The 25019-nt window shown below is 59.2% G+C and carries 24 protein-coding genes and 1 tRNA gene; 19 read left to right on the top strand and 6 right to left on the bottom strand.

Going from position 1 to position 25019, the window contains the following annotated elements; genetic code table 11:
- The first annotated feature begins 49 nt into the window (after positions 1 to 49).
- Together ACIK7D_RS02845 and ACIK7D_RS02840 are read left to right on the top strand one after the other, a co-directional pair.
- The gene (locus tag ACIK7D_RS02845) at positions 50 to 1267 is read left to right on the top strand and encodes an NAD(P)/FAD-dependent oxidoreductase (protein ID WP_400155569.1); all 1218 of its coding nucleotides are present in this window, start codon (positions 50 to 52) and stop codon (positions 1265 to 1267) included.
- Positions 1268 to 1274: 7 nt separating this feature from the next.
- Positions 1275 to 2075: an aldolase/citrate lyase family protein gene (locus tag ACIK7D_RS02840; RefSeq protein WP_400155568.1), complete on the top strand. Its 801-nt coding sequence runs from the start codon at positions 1275 to 1277 to the stop codon at positions 2073 to 2075.
- A gap of 1 nt (position 2076) precedes the next feature.
- Here ACIK7D_RS02840 and ACIK7D_RS02835 read toward each other — a convergent pair whose 3' ends face one another.
- Positions 2077 to 2253, bottom strand: coding sequence for a hypothetical protein (locus ACIK7D_RS02835; RefSeq protein ID WP_162936695.1), 177 nt, complete (start codon positions 2251 to 2253; stop codon positions 2077 to 2079).
- An 89-nt stretch (positions 2254 to 2342) separates the two neighbouring features.
- Complete coding sequence (locus tag ACIK7D_RS02830; protein WP_003509967.1) at positions 2343 to 2684, bottom strand: hypothetical protein; 342 nt, start codon at positions 2682 to 2684, stop codon at positions 2343 to 2345.
- A 162-nt stretch (positions 2685 to 2846) separates the two neighbouring features.
- On the opposite strand from ACIK7D_RS02830, the gene ACIK7D_RS02825 reads away from it, so the two are divergent.
- The 4 genes from ACIK7D_RS02825 (at position 2847) to ACIK7D_RS02810 (ending at position 6958) form a co-directional block, all read left to right on the top strand.
- Positions 2847 to 2937 (top strand) — tRNA-Ser (locus ACIK7D_RS02825).
- Between the two features lie 363 nt (positions 2938 to 3300).
- Positions 3301 to 3609 (top strand): hypothetical protein, encoded by a 309-nt coding sequence (locus tag ACIK7D_RS02820; protein ID WP_400155567.1) that lies wholly within the window; start codon positions 3301 to 3303, stop codon positions 3607 to 3609.
- 685 nt (positions 3610 to 4294) lie between these two features.
- Complete coding sequence (locus ACIK7D_RS02815; RefSeq protein WP_080817327.1) at positions 4295 to 5317, top strand: porin; 1023 nt, start codon at positions 4295 to 4297, stop codon at positions 5315 to 5317.
- A gap of 597 nt (positions 5318 to 5914) precedes the next feature.
- Positions 5915 to 6958, top strand: coding sequence for a porin (locus tag ACIK7D_RS02810; RefSeq protein ID WP_080817326.1), 1044 nt, complete (start codon positions 5915 to 5917; stop codon positions 6956 to 6958).
- A gap of 177 nt (positions 6959 to 7135) precedes the next feature.
- Here ACIK7D_RS02810 and ACIK7D_RS02805 read toward each other — a convergent pair whose 3' ends face one another.
- Complete coding sequence (locus tag ACIK7D_RS02805; RefSeq protein ID WP_400155566.1) at positions 7136 to 9208, bottom strand: lytic transglycosylase domain-containing protein; 2073 nt, start codon at positions 9206 to 9208, stop codon at positions 7136 to 7138.
- Between the two features lie 465 nt (positions 9209 to 9673).
- Between ACIK7D_RS02805 and dapA the strand changes: the two genes are divergently transcribed.
- Together dapA and smpB are read left to right on the top strand one after the other, a co-directional pair.
- On the top strand, positions 9674 to 10558 hold the full coding sequence (gene dapA, locus ACIK7D_RS02800; protein WP_003524121.1) for a 4-hydroxy-tetrahydrodipicolinate synthase: 885 nt from the start codon (positions 9674 to 9676) through the stop codon (positions 10556 to 10558).
- A gap of 161 nt (positions 10559 to 10719) precedes the next feature.
- Positions 10720 to 11202, top strand: coding sequence for an SsrA-binding protein SmpB (smpB, locus tag ACIK7D_RS02795; protein WP_003524122.1), 483 nt, complete (start codon positions 10720 to 10722; stop codon positions 11200 to 11202).
- A gap of 194 nt (positions 11203 to 11396) precedes the next feature.
- On the opposite strand, the gene ACIK7D_RS02790 is transcribed toward smpB, so the two are convergent.
- Entirely contained in the window at positions 11397 to 12896 is a 1500-nt protein-coding gene (locus tag ACIK7D_RS02790) for a methyl-accepting chemotaxis protein (RefSeq protein ID WP_400155565.1), read from the bottom strand.
- Between the two features lie 217 nt (positions 12897 to 13113).
- A complete protein-coding gene (locus ACIK7D_RS02785; protein ID WP_003521125.1) occupies positions 13114 to 13683 on the bottom strand; it encodes an NYN domain-containing protein in 570 nt (189 codons plus the stop codon).
- 392 nt (positions 13684 to 14075) lie between these two features.
- Between ACIK7D_RS02785 and rpoZ the strand changes: the two genes are divergently transcribed.
- The 11 genes from rpoZ to recO all read left to right on the top strand — a co-directional run bounded on the left by rpoZ (position 14076) and on the right by recO (position 23783).
- On the top strand, positions 14076 to 14465 hold the full coding sequence (rpoZ, locus tag ACIK7D_RS02780; protein ID WP_003521126.1) for a DNA-directed RNA polymerase subunit omega: 390 nt from the start codon (positions 14076 to 14078) through the stop codon (positions 14463 to 14465).
- Positions 14466 to 14597: 132 nt separating this feature from the next.
- Positions 14598 to 16832: a bifunctional (p)ppGpp synthetase/guanosine-3',5'-bis(diphosphate) 3'-pyrophosphohydrolase gene (locus ACIK7D_RS02775; RefSeq protein WP_003521127.1), complete on the top strand. Its 2235-nt coding sequence runs from the start codon at positions 14598 to 14600 to the stop codon at positions 16830 to 16832.
- 197 nt (positions 16833 to 17029) lie between these two features.
- The gene (locus ACIK7D_RS02770) at positions 17030 to 17176 is read left to right on the top strand and encodes a DUF3563 domain-containing protein (protein WP_162180472.1); all 147 of its coding nucleotides are present in this window, start codon (positions 17030 to 17032) and stop codon (positions 17174 to 17176) included.
- 443 nt (positions 17177 to 17619) lie between these two features.
- Positions 17620 to 18183 (top strand): DUF2062 domain-containing protein, encoded by a 564-nt coding sequence (locus tag ACIK7D_RS02765; RefSeq protein WP_080817323.1) that lies wholly within the window; start codon positions 17620 to 17622, stop codon positions 18181 to 18183.
- A gap of 120 nt (positions 18184 to 18303) precedes the next feature.
- Positions 18304 to 18708, top strand: a complete 405-nt coding sequence (acpS, locus tag ACIK7D_RS02760) for a holo-ACP synthase (RefSeq protein ID WP_003521129.1) — start codon at positions 18304 to 18306, stop codon at positions 18706 to 18708.
- Between the two features lie 208 nt (positions 18709 to 18916).
- A complete protein-coding gene (gene lepB, locus ACIK7D_RS02755) occupies positions 18917 to 19663 on the top strand; it encodes a signal peptidase I (RefSeq protein WP_003496938.1) in 747 nt (248 codons plus the stop codon).
- Positions 19660 to 20379 (top strand): ribonuclease III, encoded by a 720-nt coding sequence (rnc, locus tag ACIK7D_RS02750; protein WP_078054122.1) that lies wholly within the window; start codon positions 19660 to 19662, stop codon positions 20377 to 20379. Before lepB ends, rnc begins: the two co-directional genes overlap by 4 nt.
- 77 nt (positions 20380 to 20456) lie before the next feature.
- Positions 20457 to 21407, top strand: coding sequence for a GTPase Era (gene era, locus ACIK7D_RS02745; protein ID WP_162936692.1), 951 nt, complete (start codon positions 20457 to 20459; stop codon positions 21405 to 21407).
- Positions 21408 to 21665: 258 nt separating this feature from the next.
- On the top strand, positions 21666 to 22418 hold the full coding sequence (locus ACIK7D_RS02740) for a Crp/Fnr family transcriptional regulator (RefSeq protein ID WP_080817321.1): 753 nt from the start codon (positions 21666 to 21668) through the stop codon (positions 22416 to 22418).
- A gap of 138 nt (positions 22419 to 22556) precedes the next feature.
- Complete coding sequence (locus ACIK7D_RS02735; protein ID WP_080817320.1) at positions 22557 to 22934, top strand: response regulator; 378 nt, start codon at positions 22557 to 22559, stop codon at positions 22932 to 22934.
- A 69-nt stretch (positions 22935 to 23003) separates the two neighbouring features.
- Complete coding sequence (gene recO, locus ACIK7D_RS02730; RefSeq protein ID WP_400155564.1) at positions 23004 to 23783, top strand: DNA repair protein RecO; 780 nt, start codon at positions 23004 to 23006, stop codon at positions 23781 to 23783.
- On the opposite strand, the gene ACIK7D_RS02725 is transcribed toward recO, so the two are convergent.
- A complete protein-coding gene (locus tag ACIK7D_RS02725; protein WP_162934057.1) occupies positions 23784 to 24998 on the bottom strand; it encodes an MFS transporter in 1215 nt (404 codons plus the stop codon).
- Positions 24999 to 25019: the final 21 nt, after the last annotated feature.

The following is a 25019-nucleotide window of genomic DNA, read 5'->3' as shown; positions in this document are numbered from 1 at the left end:
CGCGAGGCCCGGCAGGACCGGCGCTTCGTGATTCTTCTGGGAGTGGACTGTGACGGGAAGGCTGGTAATCGTCGGGGCGGGGCAGGCCGCTTTCGCGCTGGCGTCGAAGCTTCGGGCGCTGAAGGACGAGCGCCCCATCACCATCGTCGGTTCCGAGGATGCCTATCCCTACCAGCGGCCGCCGCTCTCCAAAAAATACCTTCTCGGCGAGATGAGCTTCGACCGGCTGATGTTCCGTCCGGAGGAATGGTACGCCGAAAACAATGTCGATATCCGGCTTTCCACCTGGGTGGAGGAGATAGACCGCGCCGCCAAATCCCTGCGCATGCAGGACGGCAGCACGTTTTCCTATGACAGGCTGGTGCTGGCGACCGGGGCGGCTCCCCGCCTGCTGCCCGCCAGTATCGGCGGCGATCTGGAAGGCGTCCTGACCGTTCGCGACAAGCGCGATGCCGACCGGCTTGTGGAGGAGATGAAGCCGGGCCGCAGGCTGCTGGTGATCGGCGGCGGTTATATCGGTCTCGAAGCAGCGGCCGTCGCCCGCAAGCTCGGCCTCGAAGTGACCTTGATCGAAATGGCTGACCGCATTCTCCAGCGTGTGGCGGCGAAGGAAACCGCCGATATCATGCGCGGCATCCATCAGGCCCACGGCGTTTCCATTCGCGAAAAGACCGGCCTTGTGCGCCTTGTCGGCATGGATGGCCGGGTGGCCGCAGCCGAACTCTCCGACGGCTCGACGCTGGATGTGGACTTTGTGATTGTCGGCATCGGCGTCACGCCGAATGATCGCCTCGCTCGCGAATCGGGCCTTGATGTCGGCAATGGCATCGTGGTGGACGACCATACCCGCACCTCCGACAGCGCCATTCATGCGGTGGGCGATTGCGCGCTGCTGCCGTGGCGCGGCCAGCACGTGCGTCTCGAATCGGTACAGAATGCTGTCGATCAGGCCGAGGCGGCCGCTGCCGTGCTTACCGGGGCTGAAGCCGCCTATGATCCGAAGCCATGGTTCTGGTCGGATCAATATGACGCCAAGCTGCAGATCGCCGGCTTCAACCTGGGTTACGACGAGACGATGCTGAGGCAGGGTGCGCGTGAGGGCAGCTGGTCCGTCTGGTATTTCCGCGAGGGGCGATTCGTGGCGGTGGATGCCGTCAACGATGCCAAGGCCTATGTCGCGGGCAAGAAACTGCTCGATACCGGCGCCGAGCCGGATCGCGCCATCCTGGCGGATGCTTCCGCCGATCTGAAATTACTGCTTTCCTGAGGACATCATGCCTGCTCCCGAAAACCGTTTCAAAACCGCCATCCATGCCGGCAAGCCGCAGATCGGCCTCTGGCTCGATATGGGCGAGGCCATCACGGCGGAAATCGCCGGTACGGCGGGGTTCGACTGGCTGGTGATCGACGGTGAGCATGGGCCGAACGATCTGCGCAGCATCATCGACCAGCTGCGCGCCCTTGCCACATCGCCTGCCGAACCGGTGGTGCGCGTGCCGGTCGGTGAAAGCTGGATGATCAAGCAGCTTCTGGATGCGGGTGCGCGCACGCTTCTCGTGCCGATGGTCGATTCGGCTGATCAGGCGAGGGATCTGGTCAGCGCCATGCATTATCCGCCGCGCGGCATTCGCGGCATGGGTGCTGCCGTTGCCCGTGCTTCCGCCTTCAACACGATAACCGACTATGCCGACAGCGCCTCGGACAGCGTCTGCCTGCTGGTGCAGGCCGAAACGCGGGCGGCGATCAACGATCTCGACAATATTCTTGCGGTGGAGGGTGTAGACGGCGTCTTCATCGGCCCGGCGGATCTGGCCGCAGATATGGGTTATCTCGGCAGGATAGACGAGCCGGAAGTGCAGGCGGTGATCGAGGCGGCGATCGTCAAGATCGTCAAGGCGGGCAAGGCCGCCGGCATTCTCACCTTCAATGAAACCTATAATCGCCGCTATCTCGAACTCGGCGCGTCCTTCGTGGCCGTCGGTGCGGATGTTACCGAATTCGCCAGCACCCTGCGTGCGCTCTCGGCCCGTTACAAGGGCGGAGCAGCGCCTGCACCATCCCGGTCCGGCTATTAATTCAGTCGTCGTTGCTGGCGTTCAGCTTTTCCGGCGGAATGCCTTCTTCGCCGGAGGCGAGATAACCGGTGTTGATAAGGGCGGCGCGAATGATACGCTGGATGGCCTCATCCCTGTCTATGCCGTGATCCCTTGCAAAATCCGACAAAGCCGTTTCAAGATCGTCGCTGAACCGCATATCCGCCCCCATTCATCACATTTCAAACCAATACGGAAAGGCAAGGCAGGATTGACCCGCCTTGCCTCAATTTTAAGTCCATGCGGCGATTAGCGCCAGCGATAAAGGCTGCTGTTCGACGAGTTCTGCTGCGTGCTTGTGCCGACCGCATAACCGATGGCAAAACCGAGTGCGCCAACGATCGTCAGCAGGGAGGTCGCCGTGCCGGGATTTTCCTTGACGGCTTCCACGACATTCTGGCCCTGGGCGCGGACATTATGCGCGGCCTTGCGAACGCGCCCGCGCGCCTCATCCAGAAATTCGGACGCATCCTCGCTCACCCCTTCCGCGCGGGCGGAGACGGATTTGGAGAGGGATGCGATCTGCGAACGCAGCTCCGCAATCTGGTTTTCGATCGTGTCTTCGACAACATTCAGTTTGGTCTGAGCCATTAGAACACCTCTTTTGTTACCGAAGGCAGAACGTGTCGGCTTTAAAGAAGTTCCCGAATTGCCCGCAAAGTTTCGCCTGGTGATGTTCAGCCAACAGGTTTTTGTGCTTCTTGGCGAAAAAGCCTTGCAATCATTTTTTTTACGCAATAATCAGGCCGCACCGGAGAGGTGGCCGAGTGGTCGAAGGCGCTCCCCTGCTAAGGGAGTATACGTCAAAAGCGTATCGTGGGTTCGAATCCCATCCTCTCCGCCATCAGTTTCTGCTGAGATTTATATGAGAAGCAGAACAAGCGCTGGCTTCTTTATCCATTTCATACCCATTGCAGGCAAAATGGCTGTGAACCTTAGCGGATCGCGGCATTACCTGGCCATCGTCGGTTGCCTCTTGCCTGGCGGCTCATCCCCTTCTGCTGACATTCATTGAGCGTCGGGATTGAGCCGGTGCCATTAAATCGCGGGCGCAGCAATATTCCTGGAGAACGACTCGGGCGGCCGCCTGATCGATCACGCATATTTTAGGAATTCGGTCGGGTCTTTTGCGTGGATCGTCACGGATGCATCTCGTTCTTTGAAAAACAGCGCCTATCTAGATTCTCAGCCAGACGAAGGAGATTTAATGATCGACGAATACGGCCCCTACGTGCAGATGGGCACGCTTGCAGAGCAGATGGCCTCCCACTACCAGATGGACGCGAATCTTGAGCTGGGGTCGCACCTGTCGCATTACATGGAAGAGGTTGAGATCAACATATCTGCCGACAGCTTTGATCATGTTGGGTTCATGAGCAAGATTCGCGCGCGACTGACAATGACACTGGCAAAAACCGCCGCGCCTCGGCGTCGAGAGTTCCTGCAAGCTGTGGTAGTCGCGCTTCAGGAGCGTATCGATCGATATTCACTCAACGTGGTTCTGGACGGCAACTAGGTGCTGCCACCGGACGAGCGCCCGAGGGGCCTGGCAACCATCATGTCCAGTAACGGCGTTCTTCTACCGCGCGACGATAGTTCAGTGTGCCGGCATTAAACATCTTTGTGATTCTCGATGTCGAGCGAGTTCGCAAGTTCGTGCCTGCAAACGTGCGTCGTGTCAGTAAGCGCAGCCCGCCCGAAGGCAAATCAGTTTGTCCAGCCGCCGGATGTCCGGCCGCTCGAATCGTTGGCCGGTGAATCAGTCTTGAGCGGGGTGGTGTTATCTCGTTTTCCCCATGCGTATCGGTTACGGGCTTCGCGACAGGGTCGATTGAAGCAAAAAAATCCCGGGATCCAAGACCGGCCGAGTAGGGAATGGCCGAAAAAGCCGGTAGTTTAGAAAGACCTTGTTAACCTCGCTAACTAACGGATTTTCAAGAAAATTCTTAACGCATTGTAAAAGCGGCAATCGGCCGCCTGCGCACTGTGTGTTGTTTCCGCAACAAACCGAAATGAAGCATATACGTAAATGCTATTTATCGGATGTTGGCGATTGCAAGCGGCGAAACCTTTTGTATTTTCACCACCAGAAGCGAGGCGGTGGATCGTTTGGCTTCTAAGAACACGGGAATGGGGCAGGGAATGCTGTCCTTCAGCGAAAGTACCCAGACCCACTTAAAAACTTTGACTGGAGGTCAACCATGAACATCAAGAGCCTTCTGATCGGCTCCGCTGCGGCTCTCGCAGCAGTATCCGGCGCTCACGCTGCCGACGCTATCGTCGCTGCTGAGCCTGAGCCCCTGGAATACGTTCGCGTTTGCGACGCTTTCGGCACCGGCTTCTTCTACATCCCCGGCACCGAAACCTGCCTGAAGTTCGGCGGTTACATCCGTTTCCAGACGAACATCGGCCGTGATGAATTCAACTCGGGCCGTGGTACGTCCGACTGGGATTCCTTCACCCGTGCACAGTTCGAAGTTGACACCCGTACCGACACTGAACTCGGTGCTCTGCGTGGCTTCATCGGCTTCCGCGGCAACGCTGACAACGGCTCGTCCTCTTCTTCTGGCGTTCACGTTGACCAGGCCTTCATCGAACTCGGCGGCCTGAAGGTCGGTAAGTTCTACAGCTGGTGGGACGATAGCCTCTCTGGCGAGGCCGACGTTCTCTCCACCAACGCTCTCTTCAACTCGATCCGTTACACCTACGACGCAGGTTCCTTCTGGGCAGGCGTTTCGGTTGACGAACTCGAAGGCATCACTGTTGGTTGGGACGAGCCCGACAACAACGTTGGCGTTGCTCTCGGCGCTGGCGCCAAGCTCGGCGCGGCTTCCTTCCAGCTCATCGGCGGCTACGACACCGACCGCGAAGAAGGCGCTGTTCGCCTGATCGCAACGGCTGACGTAGGTCCTGGCACCCTCGGCCTGGCAGGCGTATGGGCTTCCGGCCCGAACGCTTACTACACCGAGTCTGAGTGGGCGATTGCTGGTGAATACGCCATCAAGGCAACCGACAAGCTGACGATCACCCCCGGTGCACAGTACTTCGGCAACTACTACGCCGGCGGTGCTGACTTCACCAACGACGACGCTTGGCAGGCCGGTGTGACGGTTGACTACAAGATCACGCAGGGCCTCTCCATGAAGGTTGCTGCTAACTACCTCGACGTCGACAACGTTGACGAAGAGTGGAACGGCTTCATCCGTCTGCAGCGTTCGTTCTAATCTGATCTGACATTGTCAGTGATGGAAGCCCGGCTTTTAAGCCGGGCTTTTTTCGTTATGACGATTTTAGAATGTGGATGTTGGGCTCAAGCGATCGACCGTCAATTGATGATATCGTTTAGACAACACTTATGCGCTTCGCAGAATGGGGTTCATCGCGATTCAGATTCGCCGAATCGCTTTGTGCTTGTCACCGATAGCCACGCCAGATCAATCGGAATTGCGGGCGGCCAGATTGCAACATGATCGATTCTGCGACGTGGCAGATCAGCTTTTGGACAATTTCCTGCGTCCTGATTATGGTCAAATTCTCTAATGGCATTTCTCTTGCTTTTGGATGAGGACTGAACTCATCAGCTAAGCCCCTGAAATAGATCGGAAATTAACTATTCGGTAATGAATCTGGTGGGGTAGGTTAGAATTGTAGCTATTTCGCAACAATGAAAAACTAAGGACACCTTACTGTCTTCCTTTCGTCATGATTGCGATTGCCGATCCGTCCGGTTTTGGCTCTAATCAGATTCATAAGCGGCACGCATTCACAAGTGCTTTCCCACCTGCTGCTTAGAAGATTAAGCGTTTGACTGGAGGTCAACCATGAACATCAAGAGCCTTCTCATCGGCTCCGCTGCAGCTCTCGCAGCAGTATCCGGCGCACAGGCCGCTGACGCTATCGTCGCTGCCGAGCCCGAGCCCCTGGAATATGTTCGCGTCTGCGACGCTTTCGGCACCGGCTTCTTCTACATCCCCGGCACCGAAACCTGCCTGAAGTTCGGCGGTTACATCCGTTTCCAGACCAACTTTGGTCGTGACGCGTCCGGCACGTCCGACTGGGATTCGTTCACGCGCGCCCAGTTCGAAGTTGACACCCGCACCGACACCGAACTCGGTGCTCTGCGTGGTTTCATCGGCTTCCGCGGCAATGCTGACAGCGGCAGCGCGTTCGGCGACGGCGACAACGATAGTGGCTCCGGCGTTCACGTCGATCAGGCCTTCATCGAACTCGGCGGCCTGAAGGTCGGTAAGTTCTACAGCTGGTGGGATGACGATCTGAACGGCGAAACTGACATTCTGTCGACCAACACCCTGTTCAACTCGATCAAGTACACCTACGACGCAGGTTCTTTCCAGGCTGCGCTGTCGGTTGACGAACTGGAAGGCCAGTATGGTCAGTTCCAGTATGAAGCTGACAACAACGTTGGTATCGGCGGCATGATCGGCGCTAAGTTTGGCGCTGTTACGGCTAACCTGATCGCCAGCTACGACTTCGATGCAGAAAACGTTGCGATCCGCGGTATGCTGTTCGCAGATATCGGTCCGGGCACCTTCGGTCTTGCTGGTGTGTGGGCTTCTGGCGACAACGCTTACTACGCAAAGTCTGAATGGGCTGTTGCCGTTGAGTACGCGATCAAGGCAACCGATCGCCTGACGCTTACCCCCGGCTTTGAATACCTCGGCACCTTGGACGTCAACCCTGCTGACGGCGACTTTGTTGGCGACCGCGACGCTTGGACTGCTGGTCTGACGGTTGACTACAAGATCACCGAAGGTTTGGCCACCAAGATCACCGCCAACTACTACGACGAAGACGGTGCGGACGACGAAGTCACCGGTTTCGTTCGCCTTCAGCGTTCGTTCTAATCTGATCTGACACAAGTCAGTGATGGAAACCCCGGCAGAAATGCCGGGGTTTTTCGTTTGACGGCTTTTGGGCGCGCCGAAGCCTTAATTCCGACGCGGAAAGCAAAAAAAAGCACCGGGCGAACCGATGCTTGAAAGTTTTAAAAGCGATCAGCGGCTGGCGGAAGAATACCGCCTTTACCCCGCACGCCCATGGCGCAGGTCGTCAACGATATCGGCCTGCTGCCCGAGCCTCGTCTTGTAGACCTGATAATTCTCCATCACCCGCTGCACGTAATTGCGGGTTTCGGGGAAGGGGATGCGCTCGATCCAGTCGACCACCTCGTCGATCGGCTTGCCGCGCGGGTCGCCATAGCGGGCGATCCATTCCGGCACGCGCTTGGGCCCGGCATTATAGGCGATGAAGGTGAGGATATAGGAGCCGCCGAAACTGTCGATCTGCTCACCGAGATAATGCGCGCCGAGCGTGGCGTTGTAGCCCGCATCTGTGGTCAGCCGAGCCTGAGTGTAGGGCAGGCCATGGCGTCCAGCCACGCCCTTGGCGGTTCCAGGCAGCAGTTGCAGCAGGCCGCGCGCATTGGCGGCGGAGACGGCGGCCGGGTTGAAAGCGCTTTCCTGCCGGGCAATTGCATAGGCAAGCGCCTTGCCGGAGCCGGCTATATTGGCGCTGGCGGGAATGACGCCGAGCGGATAGGCGAGTGCGGCCGCATCGATGCCGCGGCTGAAAGCCGTCTTGCCGATTTGCAGCGAGACCTGATGATTGCCGTTGCCCTCCGCCCGCGCCGCCAGAATGGCAAGTTCGCCGGGGCTGTCGAGTTGTTCCGCCAGCGAACGATAAAGGCTGTCGGCCCGCCAGCCGTAACCGGCTGCTTCCAGCCGGTCGATGGCGCGCACGGCTTCGCGGCCGGCGAAACGTTCGCGGTCGCCGCTGCTGGGGCTCGGATAGGTGACATTCAGTGTCTTGGCGCCGATTCGCGCAGCGGCGAGCTGACCGTAAAACGTGCCGGGATGAGCGGCGGCTTTGGTGAAGAAGTCGCGGGCATCCCCCGGTCCGCCGGCTTCCGCCGCCCGCCCGAGCCAATAATAGGCGCGCGACGCCGAAAGCGGCCGGTTCGAGGTCTGAAGCAGCGTGTTGAAGTGGCGCGAAGCCGTGGCCGGATCGCGCAGCGCTCTTAGCGCATACCAGCCGGCGTGGAATTCCGCATCGGCAACATCGACGGCGGAGGTGGCCGAATGATTGGCGACGATGCGATAGGCTTCGGCGAAATCGCCGAGATCGGCGACGCCACGCGCAATGATGCGCCGCTCGTTCCACCATTCGCCCGGATTGACGAGCTTGGCCGTTTCCTTCGGGGCCTGCCGCAAAAGCACGGCGGCTTCGGGATATTTCTGCTGGTTGCGCAGGTTTTCCACCCGCGCGAAAAGATAGGCGGGGTCGCTGCGCCAGGAGGCATCGACCTTGCCGATGAGCGCAGTCGCAGTGGTGGATCGCTGCAGCACGGCTGCCCAGGCATTGTAAAGCGACTGCGCCTTGCCGAGATCGCCGAAACGCTTCGCCTGACCGATGCGGCTGCGATACATCAGATAATCCATGCGCGCTTTATGATCGGCGGGGGTGAGATAGGTGGGAAACTCGGCAAGCACACGGTCTTCCATGTCCTTGTCCATGCCTTCGCTGACCCAGAGCTGGCGAATGAGACGCTGCGATTCCGCACCCTTGCCCGAGGAGGCGAGCGCCTTGGCGAGCACCACGCTGCCTTCCGCGGTTTCCGGCCGGCTATTGCCGAAGGCGGCAAGCACCTGCGACGCCGGCGGATCTTCTCGGTAAAGCGCTTTTTCGGAATTGGCGCGCAGCGTGGCAGCGCCCGGCCAGCCGGAGAGCTCGCGCTGCGCGGCGGCGATTTCGGCGGAGGCGACGTCCTTCTGGCCGGAAACGGCGATTGCCCAGGTAAGGATATGGCGGTCGAGACTGCCGGTCGGCATGGTGTTGCGCAACGCAATCGCGCGGGCCGCATCGCGGCTGGAAAGCGCGTCGAGACCGGCCTTCAACTGGCTTGTATCGTCGGGGCGGTCGAGGCGCGGTATGGCGCCGGTGATCTCGGGCGAGGCCGGCATGAAGGCCGGAACGGTCGGCGCATTCGGCTTGACATAGGGAAGGGGGGCCGCACCTTCCGGCAGCGGCCCGGCCAATGCGTTCCAAACGGTTGCGGCAAGGCCCGCCGCCATCAATCCCCAGACTGTCTTTTTCATGCCGTTCTTCATCGTGTAACGGAGTTGCCGACTTTCTTCCAGAGCACGTCCTGTTAAACGGAATCGTTCGACATGCTCTGGCTCATTGTTTTTCCGCATTTTCCGGACGTAAAACCGCTACGCACTTTTACTGGAAATGCTCTAATATCGCTACATTGCAGCGGGATTGCCGAAAACGGTCTGATGTCCCACCCGGAAATCTTGGGATTTCAGGCTTAATGAAATGTTAATCGCCGCCCTGCAATTCAATCAACTTTTATTCACCGGCCCGAGAGCTACGTTTCTTTTCGGCGGCTGCTTTTTCTGCTCGCCGATCACGGCCCGGAGACTGTCACACTTCCGACAATTTCGGACAAAATAGGCTTCCTTTGCGCTTGTCGGCGCCAAGGGCTGGCACTAATGTGTGCCGGTTTTAACCATCGAATGCGGCCGAAGCATGAACCGGCTCGGCGCCAGGAGCTTTGCATGTTCAAGGGATCAATTCCCGCCCTCATTACCCCGTTCACGGACAATGGCGCCGTGGACGAACAGGCATTTGCCGCCCATGTGGAATGGCAGATCGCCGAAGGCAGCAACGGACTTGTGCCCGTGGGCACGACGGGGGAATCTCCAACCCTCTCCCACGACGAGCACAAACGTGTCGTCGAGCTGTGCATCGAGGTAGCGGCGAAACGGGTTCCGGTCATTGCGGGCGCTGGCTCCAACAATACCGATGAGGCGATCGAGCTTGCACTGCACGCGCAGGAAGCCGGCGCGGATGCGCTCTTGGTTGTCACTCCTTATTATAACAAGCCGACCCAGAAGGGTCTGTTCGCGCACTTCTCGGCCGTTGCCGAAGCGGTGAAGCTGCCTATCGTTATCTACAATATCCCGCCGCGTTCGGTGGTGGATATGTCGCCGGAAACCATGGGTGCCCTGGTCAAGGCGCACAGGAACATCGTCGGCGTCAAGGATGCGACCGGCAAGATCGACCGCGTTTCCGAACAGCGCATTTCCTGCGGCAAGGATTTCATCCAGCTTTCGGGTGAGGATGGCACGGCGCTCGGTTTCAACGCCCATGGTGGCGTCGGCTGCATTTCCGTCACCGCCAATGTCGCGCCGCGCCTCTGTTCGGAGTTCCAGGCGGCGATGCTCGCCGGTGATTATGCCAAGGCGCTGGATTATCAGGATCGCCTGATGCCGCTGCACAAGGCGATCTTCATGGAGCCCGGCGTCTGCGGCACCAAATATGCGCTGTCGAAGACGCGCGGCGGCAATCGCCGGGTCCGCTCGCCCTTGATGAGTACGCTGGAACCGGCAACGGAGGCGGCCATCGATGCGGCGCTGAAACACGCCGGCCTGATGAACTGAGACGGGTCCGAAAGCGTTTAAGGCGCGCCATGAACCGCTTCGCAACAGAAGCCGTTCGGCGCGCCTTTTCTTTTCGCGGCGACAACATTAAATAGGGGTTCGAAAACCGCTCTCGGCGGTAAGCCGAAGGCGCAATAAGAAAAACAAGGGATTGAAATATCATGGCCCCCAAAGGCAGCCAGCGCGTGGTGAACAAGATCGTTGCGGAAAACCGCAAGGCTCGCTTCAACTACGAAATCATCGACACCTATGAGGCAGGGCTCGTGCTGACCGGCACCGAGGTCAAGTCGCTGCGCGAAGGCAAGGCGAATATCGCCGAATCCTACGCGTCTGACGAGGGCGATGAAATCTGGCTCATCAATTCCCACCTGCCGGAATATCTGCAGGCCAACCGCTTCAACCACGAGCCGCGCCGTCGCCGCAAGCTGCTCCTGAGCAAGCGCGAGATCAACCGCCTGCGCGCCGGCATCAACCGTGAAGGCATGACGCTGGTGCCCTTGAAGATCTATTTCAACGACAGGGGCCGCGCGAAGCTTGAGCTGGCGCTCGCCAAGGGCAAGAAGCTGCACGACAAGCGCGAGACGGAGAAGGAACGCGACTGGAACCGGCAGAAATCGCGGTTGCTGAAGGGTGGCAATGCCTGAGCGGCAGGAAATTTAGCGGCGTAGAGGGTGGCGGCCTTTCGCCACTTGTTCTTCCGTCATGCCGGACTTGATCCAACATCCAGCCATGGCGCGTCTGCGCCGTGGAAAGAGTCCTTTCAGCCCAAGGACTTGGGCTGGCTGGATCCCGGCTCAAGGCCGGGATGACGGGAGTGTGTTGCTGCCCGCCGTGCCCGTCACGCCGCCCGGTACGTCCGCTCCACATGCGCCTTCGTCGTCGAAACGCTGAACCGGCTGACAAGCGCCGCCAGATTGGCGCTGACATCGCTCAGATTATGCGTCGCCGCATTCGTCTCTTCCACCATAGCCGCATTCTTCTGGGTCAGGTTGTCCATGCTGTTGATGGCGGCATTGATTTCCTGAATGCCGACGGACTGTTCCTGCGCCGCCTTGGTCAGCGAGGCGATATGTTCCTGGATGTGATCCACCTTGTTGCCGATCGTATTCAGGGATTCGCCCGTCTTGTTGACCAGCGAAACACCCTGCATCACGTCTTCGGAAGACTTGGCGATCAGCGTCTTGATTTCCTTCGCGGCGGTGGCGGAGCGCTGTGCGAGTTCACGCACTTCCTGGGCGACGACGGCGAACCCCTTGCCGGCCTCGCCGGCGCGCGCGGCCTCGACGCCGGCATTCAGCGCCAGAAGATTGGTCTGGAACGAAATCTCGTCGATGACGGAGATGATCTGGGTGATCTTCTGCGATGAGTCCTCGATGGCCCCCATTGCTTTCACCGCTTCCGTCACCACATCGCGCGAGCGCGCGGCTTCAACGGCCGAGCTTTCGACAATGGCCTTGGCCTCCTCGGATCGCTGCGCCGACAATTTGGAAATGGTGGTGATTTCCTCGACGGCGGCGGCGGTTTCTTCAAGGGCGGCGGCCTGCTGCTCCGTGCGGTGGGCCATATCGTCGGTCGCGGAAGTCAGCTCGCGCGTATTGCCGGAAATCTTGTTCGCTTCTTCGACGATCTGCGCAAATGCGCCGGAGAGATTGCCGACCGCAGCGTTGAAATTGGCGACAAGCCCTTCGAATTGCGGTGCGGTCTTTTCGCCGATGCTGGAGGTGAGGTCGCCATTGGCCAGCCTGTCGAGGGCGTTGTTGAGCAGTGCGAGAACGTGTTCCTGTTCCTTCTTCATCTGCGCCTGCTCGGCTTCCACCTTCTGCCGCTCGGCGGCCAGCACGTCGAGATAGACGGAAATCGAATAATCCATGTCGAGAAGGGCGGCCTTGATGGTGGCCGACAAGGCGTCCTTCACCTTCTTGGCCTTCTTTTCCATGAAAAAGCCCTTCAACTCGGACTCGACCAGGGCCTTGACGATGCCGTCGAGCATCAGGGCATAACCGCCGATGTACCATCTCGGCTCCAGCCCCAGTCTCGCATGGGTGCGGCCGATGGCGGTTACGGCGTCGGTATAATCCGCATTGAATGTGCCGGAAGCGATCCTTGCCCAGTGTTTGAGCTGCATGCCCTTGGCGTGCTGCACATGCGCGTCGTTGGCGAAAAATTTCGCCGTCTCCGGCACTGAGCGAACCTTCGCATAAAAACGATCCAGAGATGCATCGAGAGAGCCGGTGATGACGCCCTTCATGTCTGAAAGATTTTGCCGCTGCTCGTGGCCGAGCCCCAGAAAATTCAGTCTTTCATCGAGCTGTCGGTCGGTTTTTGTCTGGCCATGCATGTCTAGTCATCCTGCTTTGACACCCAAATCACGTCGCTGGTGTCGTTGCGTGATTTAGACACGTCTAAAATTAACCAAGATATAATTTCGACCGGCCGGATTTGATGGTTGTTAATTCAAAGGGGAATTTTTGCCCTGCCGACAGGGTGTCAAACAAAAACGCGCCCGTCTTTGCGACGGGCGCGTTTCTGAAATATCAGCCATGCGAAAGCCGGGATCAGATCGTTTCCGGGCTTTCGGCGTGCCGGGCAGGGCGCTCGTTCGGGTCGCGCCCGATCTCGGCCTTCAGCGTCATCAGATCGATGAAGTGATCGGCCTGGCGGCGCAGGTCATCGGCGATCATGGCGGGCTGCGTGGCCATGGTGGAAACCACGGAAACCTTGCGGCCCTTGCGCTGCAGCGCGTCCACCAGCGTGGTGAAATCGCCGTCGCCGGAGAAGAGCACCAGATGATCGACCGTCTCGGACTGTTCCATGGCATCGACTGCCAGTTCGATATCCATGTTGCCCTTGATCTTGCGGCGGCCGAGAGCGTCGGTGAATTCCTTCGCCGGCTTCGTCACGACCTTGTAGCCGTTATAATCCAGCCAGTCGATCAGCGGGCGGATCGAGGAATATTCCTGATCTTCGATGAGCGCGGTGTAATAATAGGCGCGCAGCAGATATCCACGCTTTTGAAACGCCTTCAGGAGCTTGCGGTAGTCGATATCGAATCCCAGGCTTTTCGATGCTGCATAAAGATTGGCTCCGTCTATGAAGAGCGCAATTTTCTCCCGTGGATCGAACATTCCATCCCATTCCTTTTTTTGGAAAGGCCATTATCTGGCTTTTATATCCGGTCGATAACGCAAAAAAACATGTCGTATCAACGAGCTTTGCGTATCGCCGTTGCGTTTTAAGTAAGCTACCTTCCCCCTTATTCCAAGACAATTCTTCTAGACATTTTGTTCATCAGACGCCAAAGGTGGGCAATAAGGTGCCAAAAGACGCCAAAGACAGGAAAAACTTGAATTCCGCGGCCAATGGCTGTATCGGAAGCTGGAAAGCATCGTCGCGAGAAATCTTGAATGTTTTTCGCAAGGCACGAAGCGCAGATTCAATAGGTTAGAGCAACCCTTGTGCACCCCGAACATCGCACGGCGCTCTGATCCACGACATTACGACCCGCAAAGGACAGGCAATGGCCCGCGTCACAGTTGAAGATTGCATTGATAAAGTAGACAACCGTTTCGAGCTGGTGCTTCTCGCCAGCCACCGTGCGCGCCAGATTTCTCAGGGCTCTTCCATCACGGTTGACCGCGACAACGACAAGAACCCGGTTGTGGCGCTGCGCGAAATCGCCGACGAGACGCTGTCGCCTGACGACCTGAAGGAAGACCTGATCCATTCGCTGCAGAAGCATGTGGAAGTGGACGAGCCCGAGCCCGATCCGGTCACGCTTGCCGCTGCCGCTGCCGACAGCGAGGAAGACGACCAGCCGGAAACCGTTACTTTCGACCAGATGTCGGAAGAAGAACTGCTGGCCGGCATCGAAGGCCTTGTGCCGCCGGAAAAAAATGACGATTATTGATAGGATTTTATGATGCCTTTGGCAGGCGGCGGTTACCGTCTGTCAATAGTTGCCGTCATAATCTGATCCCTATTGATGCAGCATTGTGCGCCGACCCTCAGGTTGGCGCGCTTTCTTTTTGTGGAATATCGCATGATGCGGCAATACGAACTCGTCGAGCGGGTTCAAAAATATAAACCGGATGCGAATGAGGCCCTGCTGAACAAGGCCTATGTTTACGCCATGCAGAAACACGGCCAGCAGAAGCGGGCCAATGGCGACCCCTATATTTCGCATCCGCTCGAAGTTGCCGCGATCCTCACCGAAATGCATCTCGACGAATCGACCATCGCGGTGGCGTTGCTGCACGATACGATCGAGGACACCACCGCCACCCGCGCTGAAATCGACGAGCTGTTCGGCGAGGATATCGGCCGGCTGGTGGAGGGGCTGACCAAGCTCAAGAAGCTCGACCTCGTTACCCGCAAGGCCAAGCAGGCGGAAAACCTGCGCAAGCTACTGCTCGCGATTTCCGACGACGTGCGCGTTCTCCTGGTGAAGCTCGCCGACCGCCTGCACAATATGCGCACCATGGAATATATGCCGGCCGACAAGCGCAGCCGCATTTCCGAAGAAACCATGGAAATCTATGCGCCGCTCGCCGGCCGCATGGGCATGCAGGATATGCGCGACGAGCTGGAGGACTTGTCCTTCCGCTATCTCAACCCGGAAGCCTACGAGACGGTGACCAACCGCCTTCAGGAGCTGGAAACGCGCAATGAAGGGCTGATCAAGAAGATCGAGGACGAGTTGCGCGAGCTTCTCGTGGCGAACGGCCTCATCGGGGCCAACGTCAAAGGGCGTCAGAAGAAGCCCTATTCGGTGTTCCGCAAGATGCAGTCGAAGTCGCTCTCCTTCGAGCAGCTTTCCGATGTTTACGGTTTCCGCATTCTGGTGGACGACATTCCCTCCTGCTACCGGGCGCTGGGCATAGTGCACACCCGCTGGCGCGTGGTGCCGGGCCGCTTCAAGGATTACATCTCCACCCCGAAGCAGAACGATTATCGCTCCATCCACACCACCATCGTCGGCCCGTCGCGCCAGCGTATCGAGCTGCAGATCCGCACCAAGCGCATGCATGAGATCGCCGAATTCGGCATCGCCGCCCATGCGCTTTACAAGGATGGCGAGAACGGGGAGGGCGATCTGCTCTCGCCGGAGAGCAACGCCTATTCCTGGCTGCGCCACACCATCGAATCGCTGGCCGAAGGCGACAGCCCGGAAGAGTTCCTCGAGCATACCAAGCTCGAACTCTTCCAGGATCAGGTGTTCTGCTTCACGCCCAAGGGCAAGCTGATTGCGCTTCCGCGCGGCGCGACGCCCATCGATTTCGCCTATGCGGTTCACACCAATATCGGTGACACCACGGTTGGCGCGAAGATCAACGGCCGGATCATGCCGCTCGTCACCCGTCTCAACAACGGCGACGAGGTGGAGATCATCCGCTCCGGCGTGCAGGTGCCGCCGGCCGCTTGGGAAGAGGTGGTGGTGACCGGCAAGGCCCGCTCGGCCATCCGCCGCGCCACCCGCATGGCCATTCGCAAGCAATATTCCGGCCTCGGTTACCGTATTCTGGAACGCACCTTCGAGCGCGCCGGCAAGGCCTTCTCGCGGGAAGCCCTGAAGCCCGTGCTGCATCGCCTGGCGCAGAAGGATGTCGAAGACGCCATCGCCGCCGTCGGTCGCGGTGAGGTTTCCTCACTCGATGTGCTGCGTGCGGTCTATCCGGATTATCAGGATGAGCGCGTCACGGTGAAGATGACCGGCGACGATGGCTGGTTCAACATGCGCAGCGCCTCCGGCATGGTCTTCAAGATCCCCGGCAAGTCGCGTTCGGTGCTTGAGGACGATGGCGCGGCCGAAATGCTGGATGGACCGGACCCGCTGCCGATCCGTGGCCTTTCCGGCAATGTCGACGTGCATTTCGGTGCCGCCGGCGCCGTTCCGGGTGACCGCATCGTCGGCATCATGGAAAAAGGCAAGGGCATCACCATCTATCCCATTCAGGCGCCGGCGCTGCAACGCTTCGACGATGAACCGGAGCGCTGGATCGATGTCCGCTGGGATCTCGATGAGGCGAACAAGTCGCGCTTCATGGCGCGGGTGATGATCAATGCGCTGAACGAGCCGGGCACGCTCGCCTCGGTGGCGCAGTCGATTGCAACGCTGGACGTCAATATTCGCGGCCTCAACATGGTGCGCATCGGCACGGATTTCTCCGAGCTGGCGCTGGATGTCGAAGTCTGGGATCTCAGGCAGCTGAACCAGCTTCTGTCGCAGCTCAAGGATCTCGATTGCGTCTCGACCGTGACGCGTGCCTTCGATTGAGGCATTTTTGATCCTTTGCAAATACTAAAAGACCGCTGTTATGCGTTTCGTGCATGGCAGCGGCCTTTTCCTGTCTCTGGTGGTGGAGGCGGTTTACGACTATTTTCTTCTCAGAAATTGAAGAGAAGGAAACGCGGCGTGCCGGTGGATGAACACCGATGAGAAACGCCAGTTCCAAACCGAAAGGACCGAAAATCATGTTTACTCCGCTTCGCAAGATCGCCCGCGCCGTTCGTGGCAAGACCACCCAGGAACGCGAATTCGAATATCTCAGCGCTTCCGTGTCGAATGTCGACCTGGAATTCCGCCAGCGCGAAATCGACCGCGGCCTGTTCCGCCGGTAATGCACTCAGCGCATGGCAGCCCGTCGCCATGCGTATGAGACTCGGGGGTGCGCGGCCGTTTGTTGGCGCGCTCGCCCCTGTATCTTGCAAAACTATGTGAATGCGCGCTTCAAGCGGTTGTCCCAAACTGGTTGACCAATACGCCGCAAAAAATCCCGGTTCAGTCCCCTGTCGCAATAGACGACACTAAATTGGGACTGATATCGAAGGCTCGCTATTCACTGTATTCGTGACATCCCGAGTCCGTCATGCCGGACTTGATCCGGCATCCAGCCAGCCCAAGTCCTTGGGCTGGAAAGAGTCTTCTCGCCGCGCAGACGCACGTCGGCTGGATTCCGGCTCAAGGCCGGAATGACGGAAGCGGAGAATACACCTGCAAAAGAAATCCCTGCGTCATCTATGATGCTCTTGGCGCGGCCGGGGGGATGAAATAGACTGCCCCCATGCCGTTTCGCCGCCGTGAACCCGTTGGTTTTTCAGAGAAGATTCGCGACCTCTTCTGGCCGCGCACGGGCTTTTCCCGTTCGTTGCGCTATATGAAGCTGCGCCTTCTGCGGCTTTCCGCCTCTCCGCATTCGGTTGCCGCCGGTGTCGCTCTCGGTGTCGGCGTGGCGTGGACGCCGTTTCTCGGCGTTCATATCATCATCGCCATGGCGCTCGGTTTTCTCATGCGCGTCAATCTCGTGGCGGCGGCGCTCGGCACCACCTTCGCCAATCCACTGACATTTCCCTTCATCTGGGCATCCACCTGGGAGCTGGGGCACTTCATCCTCGGCCGGCAAAAGACGGAAAGTGCGGCGCACGTGGATTTCGTGGCGCTGTTCAGCCATCTCGAATTCCGGCAGATATGGACGCCGGTGCTGGAACCCATGACCATCGGCGCGCTGCTTCCTGCCGTTATCAGCGCGGTCATCGCCTATATCGCCGTTTATGGTCTCATCAGCGGTTTCCAGCGCCGCAAGATGGAAAATCTCGCGCATCGCGCCGCCAACAAGAATGCTTCCTAGAGCGGGATGGCGAAAAGTGTGAGCGGTTTTCGCCTGAAATCCCGCTCCAACTATGTAACGAGATCAAAACGATTTCAGGTCTATGCGACCTGAAATCGTTTTGATCGAGGAGATGCTGAAATGATCATTGGATTGGGTAGCGACCTGATCGACATCCGCCGCGTTGAAAAATCGATCGAACGTTTCGGCGAGCGCTTCACCCATCGCTGTTTCACCGATATCGAGCGCGCCAAATCCGATGGCCGCAAGAACCGCGCGGCTTCCTATGCCAAGCGTTTCGCCGCCAAGGAAGCCTGTTCCAAGGCGCTGGGGACCGGCCTTGCGAACGGCGTTTTCTGGAAGGATATGGGCGTCGTCAATCTGCCGGGCGGCAAGCCGACCATGGTGTTGACCAATGGGGCAGGGGAAAGGCTGGCGGCGCTGCTGCCCGCCGGCCACCGCGCCAATATTCACCTGACGATCACGGACGATTTTCCTTACGCTCAGGCATTTGTGATTATCGAGGCGCTTCCCGTGAACGGGTAAGACCCGGTGAAGCCGCATTGGCGTCCTATTTGCGGACGTGTCACAGAAGCGCTTCCCTTCGGGCTGGAAAGGTTCTAGAGAAGTCGCAGAAATATGAAAGCGTTGCCGGCTGCGTGAAACCGCTTCACCCGCCGCAGGCGCGACAAACAACGGCCCGGAAGCCTTCGTGAAGCCGAAGAAGCCGGGAAACAATCAGGCAGGTCTTTAAGTGTCGGAAAAAGCTGAAAAGAAGCAGAACGCCCTCTGGGAGAACGTCAAGGTCATCATTCAGGCGCTGCTGCTGGCCATGGTCATCCGCACCGTGCTGTTTCAGCCCTTCACGATCCCGTCCGGCTCGATGATGCCGACGCTTCTGGTTGGCGACTATCTTTTCGTCAACAAGTTCTCCTACGGCTATTCGAAATATTCGCTGCCTTTCTCGCCGAACCTGTTTTCGGGCCGTATTCTGGAATTCAGCAAGCCCAAGCGCGGCGATGTCGTGGTCTTCCGCCTGCCGCCCAATCCTGAAGTCGATTACATCAAGCGTCTCGTCGGCCTGCCGGGCGACCGCATCCAGGTGACCAACGGCGTGCTGTTCATCAACGGTCAGCCGGTGCCGAAGCAGCCCGATGGCACCTTCACCTCCGATTACCGCGCCGATCCGGGCGCCAATGTGCCGGTCTTCCGTGAAACGCTGGATAACGGCGTCACCTACGATACGCTCGATCAGTCGCCCGACTCGCGTGGCGACAACACCCGCGAATTCGTGGTGCCGGAAGGCCATTATTTCATGATGGGCGACAATCGCGACAATTCGCTCGACAGCCGTTTCGATGTCGGTTTCGTGCCGGAAGAAAACCTGATCGGCCGCGCCAGCGTCATCTTCTTCTCGCTGGGCAATGACACGCCGTTCAGCCGCATTTGGGAATGGCCAGCCAACATGCGTTGGGACCGCCTCTTCAAGGTTGTGGAATGAGCAAGACCAAGCCGCTTTCGGCGGACGAGATTTCGCGTCTGGAAGCGTTGATCGGATATGAATTCAAGGAAAAGGCCCGGCTGGACCGGGCCTTGACCCATGCCAGCGCCCGCTCGGCAGCGGCCGGCAATTACGAGCGGCTGGAATTTTTAGGCGACCGTGTTCTCGGCCTCTGTGTCGCCGAATTGCTGTTCTCCACCTTCCGCAACGCCACCGAAGGCGAGCTTTCGGTTCGTCTGAACCAGCTCGTCAGCGCCGAATCCTGCGCCGCGATCGGCGACGAGATGGGCCTGCATAATTTCATCCGCACCGGATCCGACGTGAAGAAGCTGACAGGCAAGGCGATGCTGAACGTGCGCGCCGATGTCGTCGAAAGCCTTATCGCCACCATCTATCTGGATGGCGGGCTGGAAGCCTCGCGCAAATTCATTCTGAAATATTGGCAGGGCCGCGCAACAAGCGTGGATGCCGGGCGACGCGACGCCAAGACCGAGTTGCAGGAATGGGCGCATGCCAGATTTGCGGTGACGCCCTCTTACCGGGTTGACGATCGCTCCGGACCGGATCACGATCCCCGCTTTACGGTGACTGTCGAAATTCCCGGCGTGAAGCCGGAAACCGGCGTCGAGCGCTCCAAGCGCGCGGCCGAACAGGTGGCGGCAACAAGATTGCTGGAACGCGAAGGCGTCTGGCAGAAGACCTCCACCCGGAACTGAGCGCCCGGCGAACCGGGTGCTGAACATCGAGCGCATGGCGGACCCTTTGGCCGCATGTTGAATACCTCTGACCTTGAATGGATATCATGACCGATCACGAAAACCCCGCCATGACTGGCGAAGATGCCGCCCTTCCGACCCGCTCCGGCTTTGTCGCCCTCATCGGCCCCACAAATGCCGGCAAGTCGACGCTGGTGAACCGGCTGGTGGGCGCCAAGGTTTCGATCGTCAGCCACAAGGTGCAGACGACGCGCGCGGTGATGCGAGGCATCGCCATTCACGACAACGCCCAGATCGTTTTCATGGACACGCCCGGCATCTTCAAGCCGCGCCGCCGGCTGGACCGCGCCATGGTCACCTCCGCCTGGGGCGGCGCGAAGGACGCGGACCTCATCCTGCTGCTGATCGACAGCGAACGCGGCCTGAAGGGCGATGCGGAGACCATCCTCGAAGGTCTGAAGGATGTCCCGCAGAAGAAAATCCTCTGCCTCAACAAGATCGATCAGGTGAAGCGCGAAGACCTTCTGAAACTCGCCGCCGCCGCCAATGAAACGGTCGCCTTCGATCGCACCTTCATGATCTCGGCGACCAACGGTTCGGGTTGCGAGGACCTGATGAACTATCTGGCCGCCGAACTGCCGGAAGGCCCGTGGTATTATCCGGAAGACCAGATTTCCGATCTGCCGATGCGCCAGCTCGCTGCCGAAATCACCCGAGAAAAACTGTTCCTGCGCCTGCATCAGGAGCTTCCCTACGCTTCGCATGTCGAGACCGAAAAATGGGAAGAACGCAAGGACGGCTCCGTGCGCATCGAGCAGGTGATCTATGTCGAGCGCGACAGCCAGAAGAAGATCGCGCTCGGCAAGAACGGCGATGCGATCAAGGCCATCTCCACCGCCTCGCGCAAGGAGCTGTCGGAAATCCTCGAACAGCCGGTGCATCTCTTCCTGTTCGTCAAGGTGCGCGAGAACTGGGGCGACGACCCCGAGCGCTTCCGTGAAATGGGACTTGAGTTCCCGCGGGGGTAACGCGCAGGCGCGATATGCGCGGCGCGAAACCACACCCGCTTCCGTCTTCCGGCCTTGAGCCGGAATGACGGGCGTGAAATGTCGCGAACCAACGCGAACGTCGAGATTGCCCAAGCCCTTCGCTTTTGTGTGTTCGAGGCGGGGCGCGACGCAATCCTTGAACGAACTGAATATCTTCACCCACCATCGGGAACCGAATACGTTCGGGCGGGTTGTTCCAAAACAATTGGGCGCAACCTTTTTCGATGACGGATATTCATGTCGCCAAAAAAACCGAACGGAATTTCCACCACCCCGTGCCAGCAATGTCCCCTGCGCGACCTGCCGCATTTTCGGGATTTTTCCTCTTCCGAGCTGGATTTCGTCTCGCGTTTCAAGACGGGGGAACTTGCGGTGGAAAGCGGCTCCGTCATCCTGATGGAGGGCTCGCACAGCGCCCATCTTTACACCGTTTTGCAGGGCTGGGCTTTCCGTTACAAGACGCTGGAGGACGGCCGGCGGCAAATCCTCAACTATGTCATGCCCGGCGATCTCGTCGGTCTTCAGGGCACGGTGATGGGGGAAATGCAGCATTCGGTGGAGGCGCTGTCGCCGGTAACGCTATGCGTTTTCGAGCGCTCCCGCCTCAACAACCTCTTCACGGATCATCCGACGCTTGCCTATGACCTGACGTGGATCGCGGCGAGCGAGGAACGCATGCTCGACAGCCATCTCCTCAGCATCGGGCGGCGCACGGCGCTGGAGCGCGCTGCCTATCTGATAGTTTTCCTCTACAGCAAGGCAAAGGCGGTCAACCTCATAAGGGGGGAAACGCCGATCCCGGTCACCCAGCAGCATGTGGCCGACACACTCGGCCTTTCCATCGTTCACACCAACAAGACCTTGAGAAAGCTGGTCGATCGCGGCCTCATCCGCTGGACGGACAAGGGCTGTCTGGTGCTGGACGATGCCGGCTTGAGCAATCTGGCGGGTTGGGAAAGCGATGAAAAGCGGCAAAGACCCTTCATCTGATCTTCCTTTGACATGTCTTTTTTAAATGACGGTGGAGCCGTAATTTGCGACTCCTGTCGTGATATCTCACGGGAGAATCGTGTCGGAGACCGCAGCTTCGAGCCGTGCGGTCCTATTTTTTTAGGAAGAAGAAAACATATGGTGCCACAACGGGTTATCATCGTTGAGGATGAATATCTGGTGGCGCTCGATGTCGAAGCGGTTCTCCAGTCCATGGGGGTGGAATCCGTTGCCATCGCCACCACGCTTGCGCAGGCGAGGCAGGCCGTCGAAGAGGGCGGCGCCGATTGCGTGCTTCTCGATGTCAGCCTGACCGATGGCAAGAGTTACGATTTCGCGCGCGGGCTGCGCGATGCGGGCATTCCCTTCGGTTTCGTCAGCGGTTATGGCGACACGACGGGTTTTCCGGATGATCTCATGCACGCGCCATTGCTCGGCAAGCCCTTCGGGGAAAACGAAATTGTCGATTTCGTTCTCAACCTCGTCGGCGTGGTCGACGATGCCGTAAAAGAATAACGTTTTGCCGCCAGATCGGGTATGATCGGGCCTGAATCGAAATCCTGAATCGAAATTCGGACGCGTTTCATGCAGTGGCAGGAAGAGGCAATCATTCTCGGCGTCAAACGCCATGGCGAGACGAGTGTCATCGCCGAGGTGATGACCCCTTCGCGTGGCCGCCATCTGGGGCTGGTGCGTTCCGGCCGTTCCCGCAGCATGCAGCCGGTGCTACAGGCAGGCAACCGGGTTGATGTGATCTGGCGGGCGCGCCTTCACGATCATCTGGGTGAATTCCGCATCGAGCCGCTGCAATTGCGCGCTGCGCAGCTGATGGAAACGGCAACCGCCGTTTATGGCGTGCAGGCCATGGGCGCCTTGCTCAGGCTTCTGCCGGAGCGCGATCCGCACCCGCATCTCTATCAGGCGCTGGATATCATTCTCGACAATCTGCATGACCCCGTCGATGCCGGGGAGTTATTCGTGCGCTTCGAACTGGCGGTGCTGAACGAACTCGGTTTCGGGCTCGATCTTAGCGAATGCGCGGCGACGGGGCTGCGCACCGACCTCATCTATGTATCGCCGAAAACGGGCAGGGCGGTTTGCCGCACGGCAGGTGCGCCCTATGCGGAGCGGATGCTGTCGCTTCCGGCTTTCTTAAGCGAAGGCCAGTCGAAGGCCGCCGATCCTGACAGCCTTGCAGCGGCTTTCCGCCTCACCGCCCATTTCCTCAACCGGCATGTCTACGATCCGCGTGGGCTCAACGAAAACGCCGCCCGCGACGGTTTCGTGCAGGCGGCGCTGAAGGCGCTTGAGCGCAGGGCGACGGAGGGCCGGTCGAGGCCGCCCGCCCTCGATAAGGCTGTCTGACTAGGCCATTGCAGGCCGCGGAGCCGGCCGTTCCTGAATGGGCCAATGCACGATGGCCGCGAAAATCCCCATGCCGACGCCCAGCCACCAGACGAGATCATAGGAACCCAGCCTGTCGTAAAGGAAGCCGCCGAGCCAGACGCCGAGGAACGAGCCGATCTGGTGCGACAGGAACACGACGCCGCCGAGCATGCCGAGATGGCGCGTGCCGAACATGATCGCCACCAGCGCATTGGTCGGCGGCACGGTAGAAAGCCAGAGAATGCCCATCACGGCCGCAAAGATGATGACCGAAAGCGGCGATTGCGGCAGAAGCAGGAAAGCGGTGACAGCAACCGAACGGGCGAGATAGATATAGGCCAGCAGATAGGGTTTCGAATAACGCTGGGCGATGACGCCGGCGGCAAGCGACCCGATGATGTTGAAGAAGCCGATCAGCGCCATGGCGATGACGGCGTAGCGCGGTTCGATGCCGATATCGCCGAGATAGGCCGGGAAATGCGCGGTGATGAAGGCCACCTGAAAACCGCAGACGAAAAAGCCCGTGGTCAAAAGCAGGTAGCTTTTATGGCCGAGCGCCTCCTTCAGCGCTTCGCCCGCCGTCTGCTGGAACTGTGCCTGCGACTGGCTGCCGGAAGAGGAATTGCCGCGCATCGGAAAGGCGAGCAGCGGCACGAGCATCATCATCGCTGCAAGCCAGACGAGGCTGTCCGACCAGCCATAGGTGGAAATCAGGCCCTGGCTGATCGGCGCGAACAGGAACATGCCGGCCGAACCCGCCGCGGTGCCGATGCCGAAGGCAAGCGAACGCTGCTGCGGCGTGACATGGCGCGCAAAGGCCGAAAGGATGACGCTGAAGGAGCCGGCGGCAATGCCGAGCCCGACGAGAACGCCGCCGCCGAAATGCAGCCAGAAGGGCGAGGTGCCGAAGGACATGCAGATGAGGCCGGCGGCATAGAGCAGGCCGGAAAGCACGAGCACGCGGCCCGTGCCGTATTTATCGGCGATGGCGCCGAAGAAGGGCTGGCCGAGACCCCAGAACAGGTTCTGCAGGGCCATGGCGAGACCGAAGGTGGAACGGTCCCAGCCGGTATCGGCGAGCATCGGCAGCTGGAAAAAGCCCATGGCCGAACGGGGCCCGAAGGTCATGACCGCAATCAGCGAGCCGGCGGCGATAATCAGCCAGGGCATGGTCTGGCGTGTGGCTTGCGACATGAATATTCCCCCATCGCGGCG

Origin of the sequence: Agrobacterium sp. P15N1-A, assembly GCF_044626815.1 — a bacterium.
Lineage (GTDB): Bacteria > Pseudomonadota > Alphaproteobacteria > Rhizobiales > Rhizobiaceae > Agrobacterium > Agrobacterium leguminum.
The sequence above is the reverse complement of the archived record's forward strand: the minus strand, read 5'-3'. Positions and strand labels throughout refer to the sequence as shown.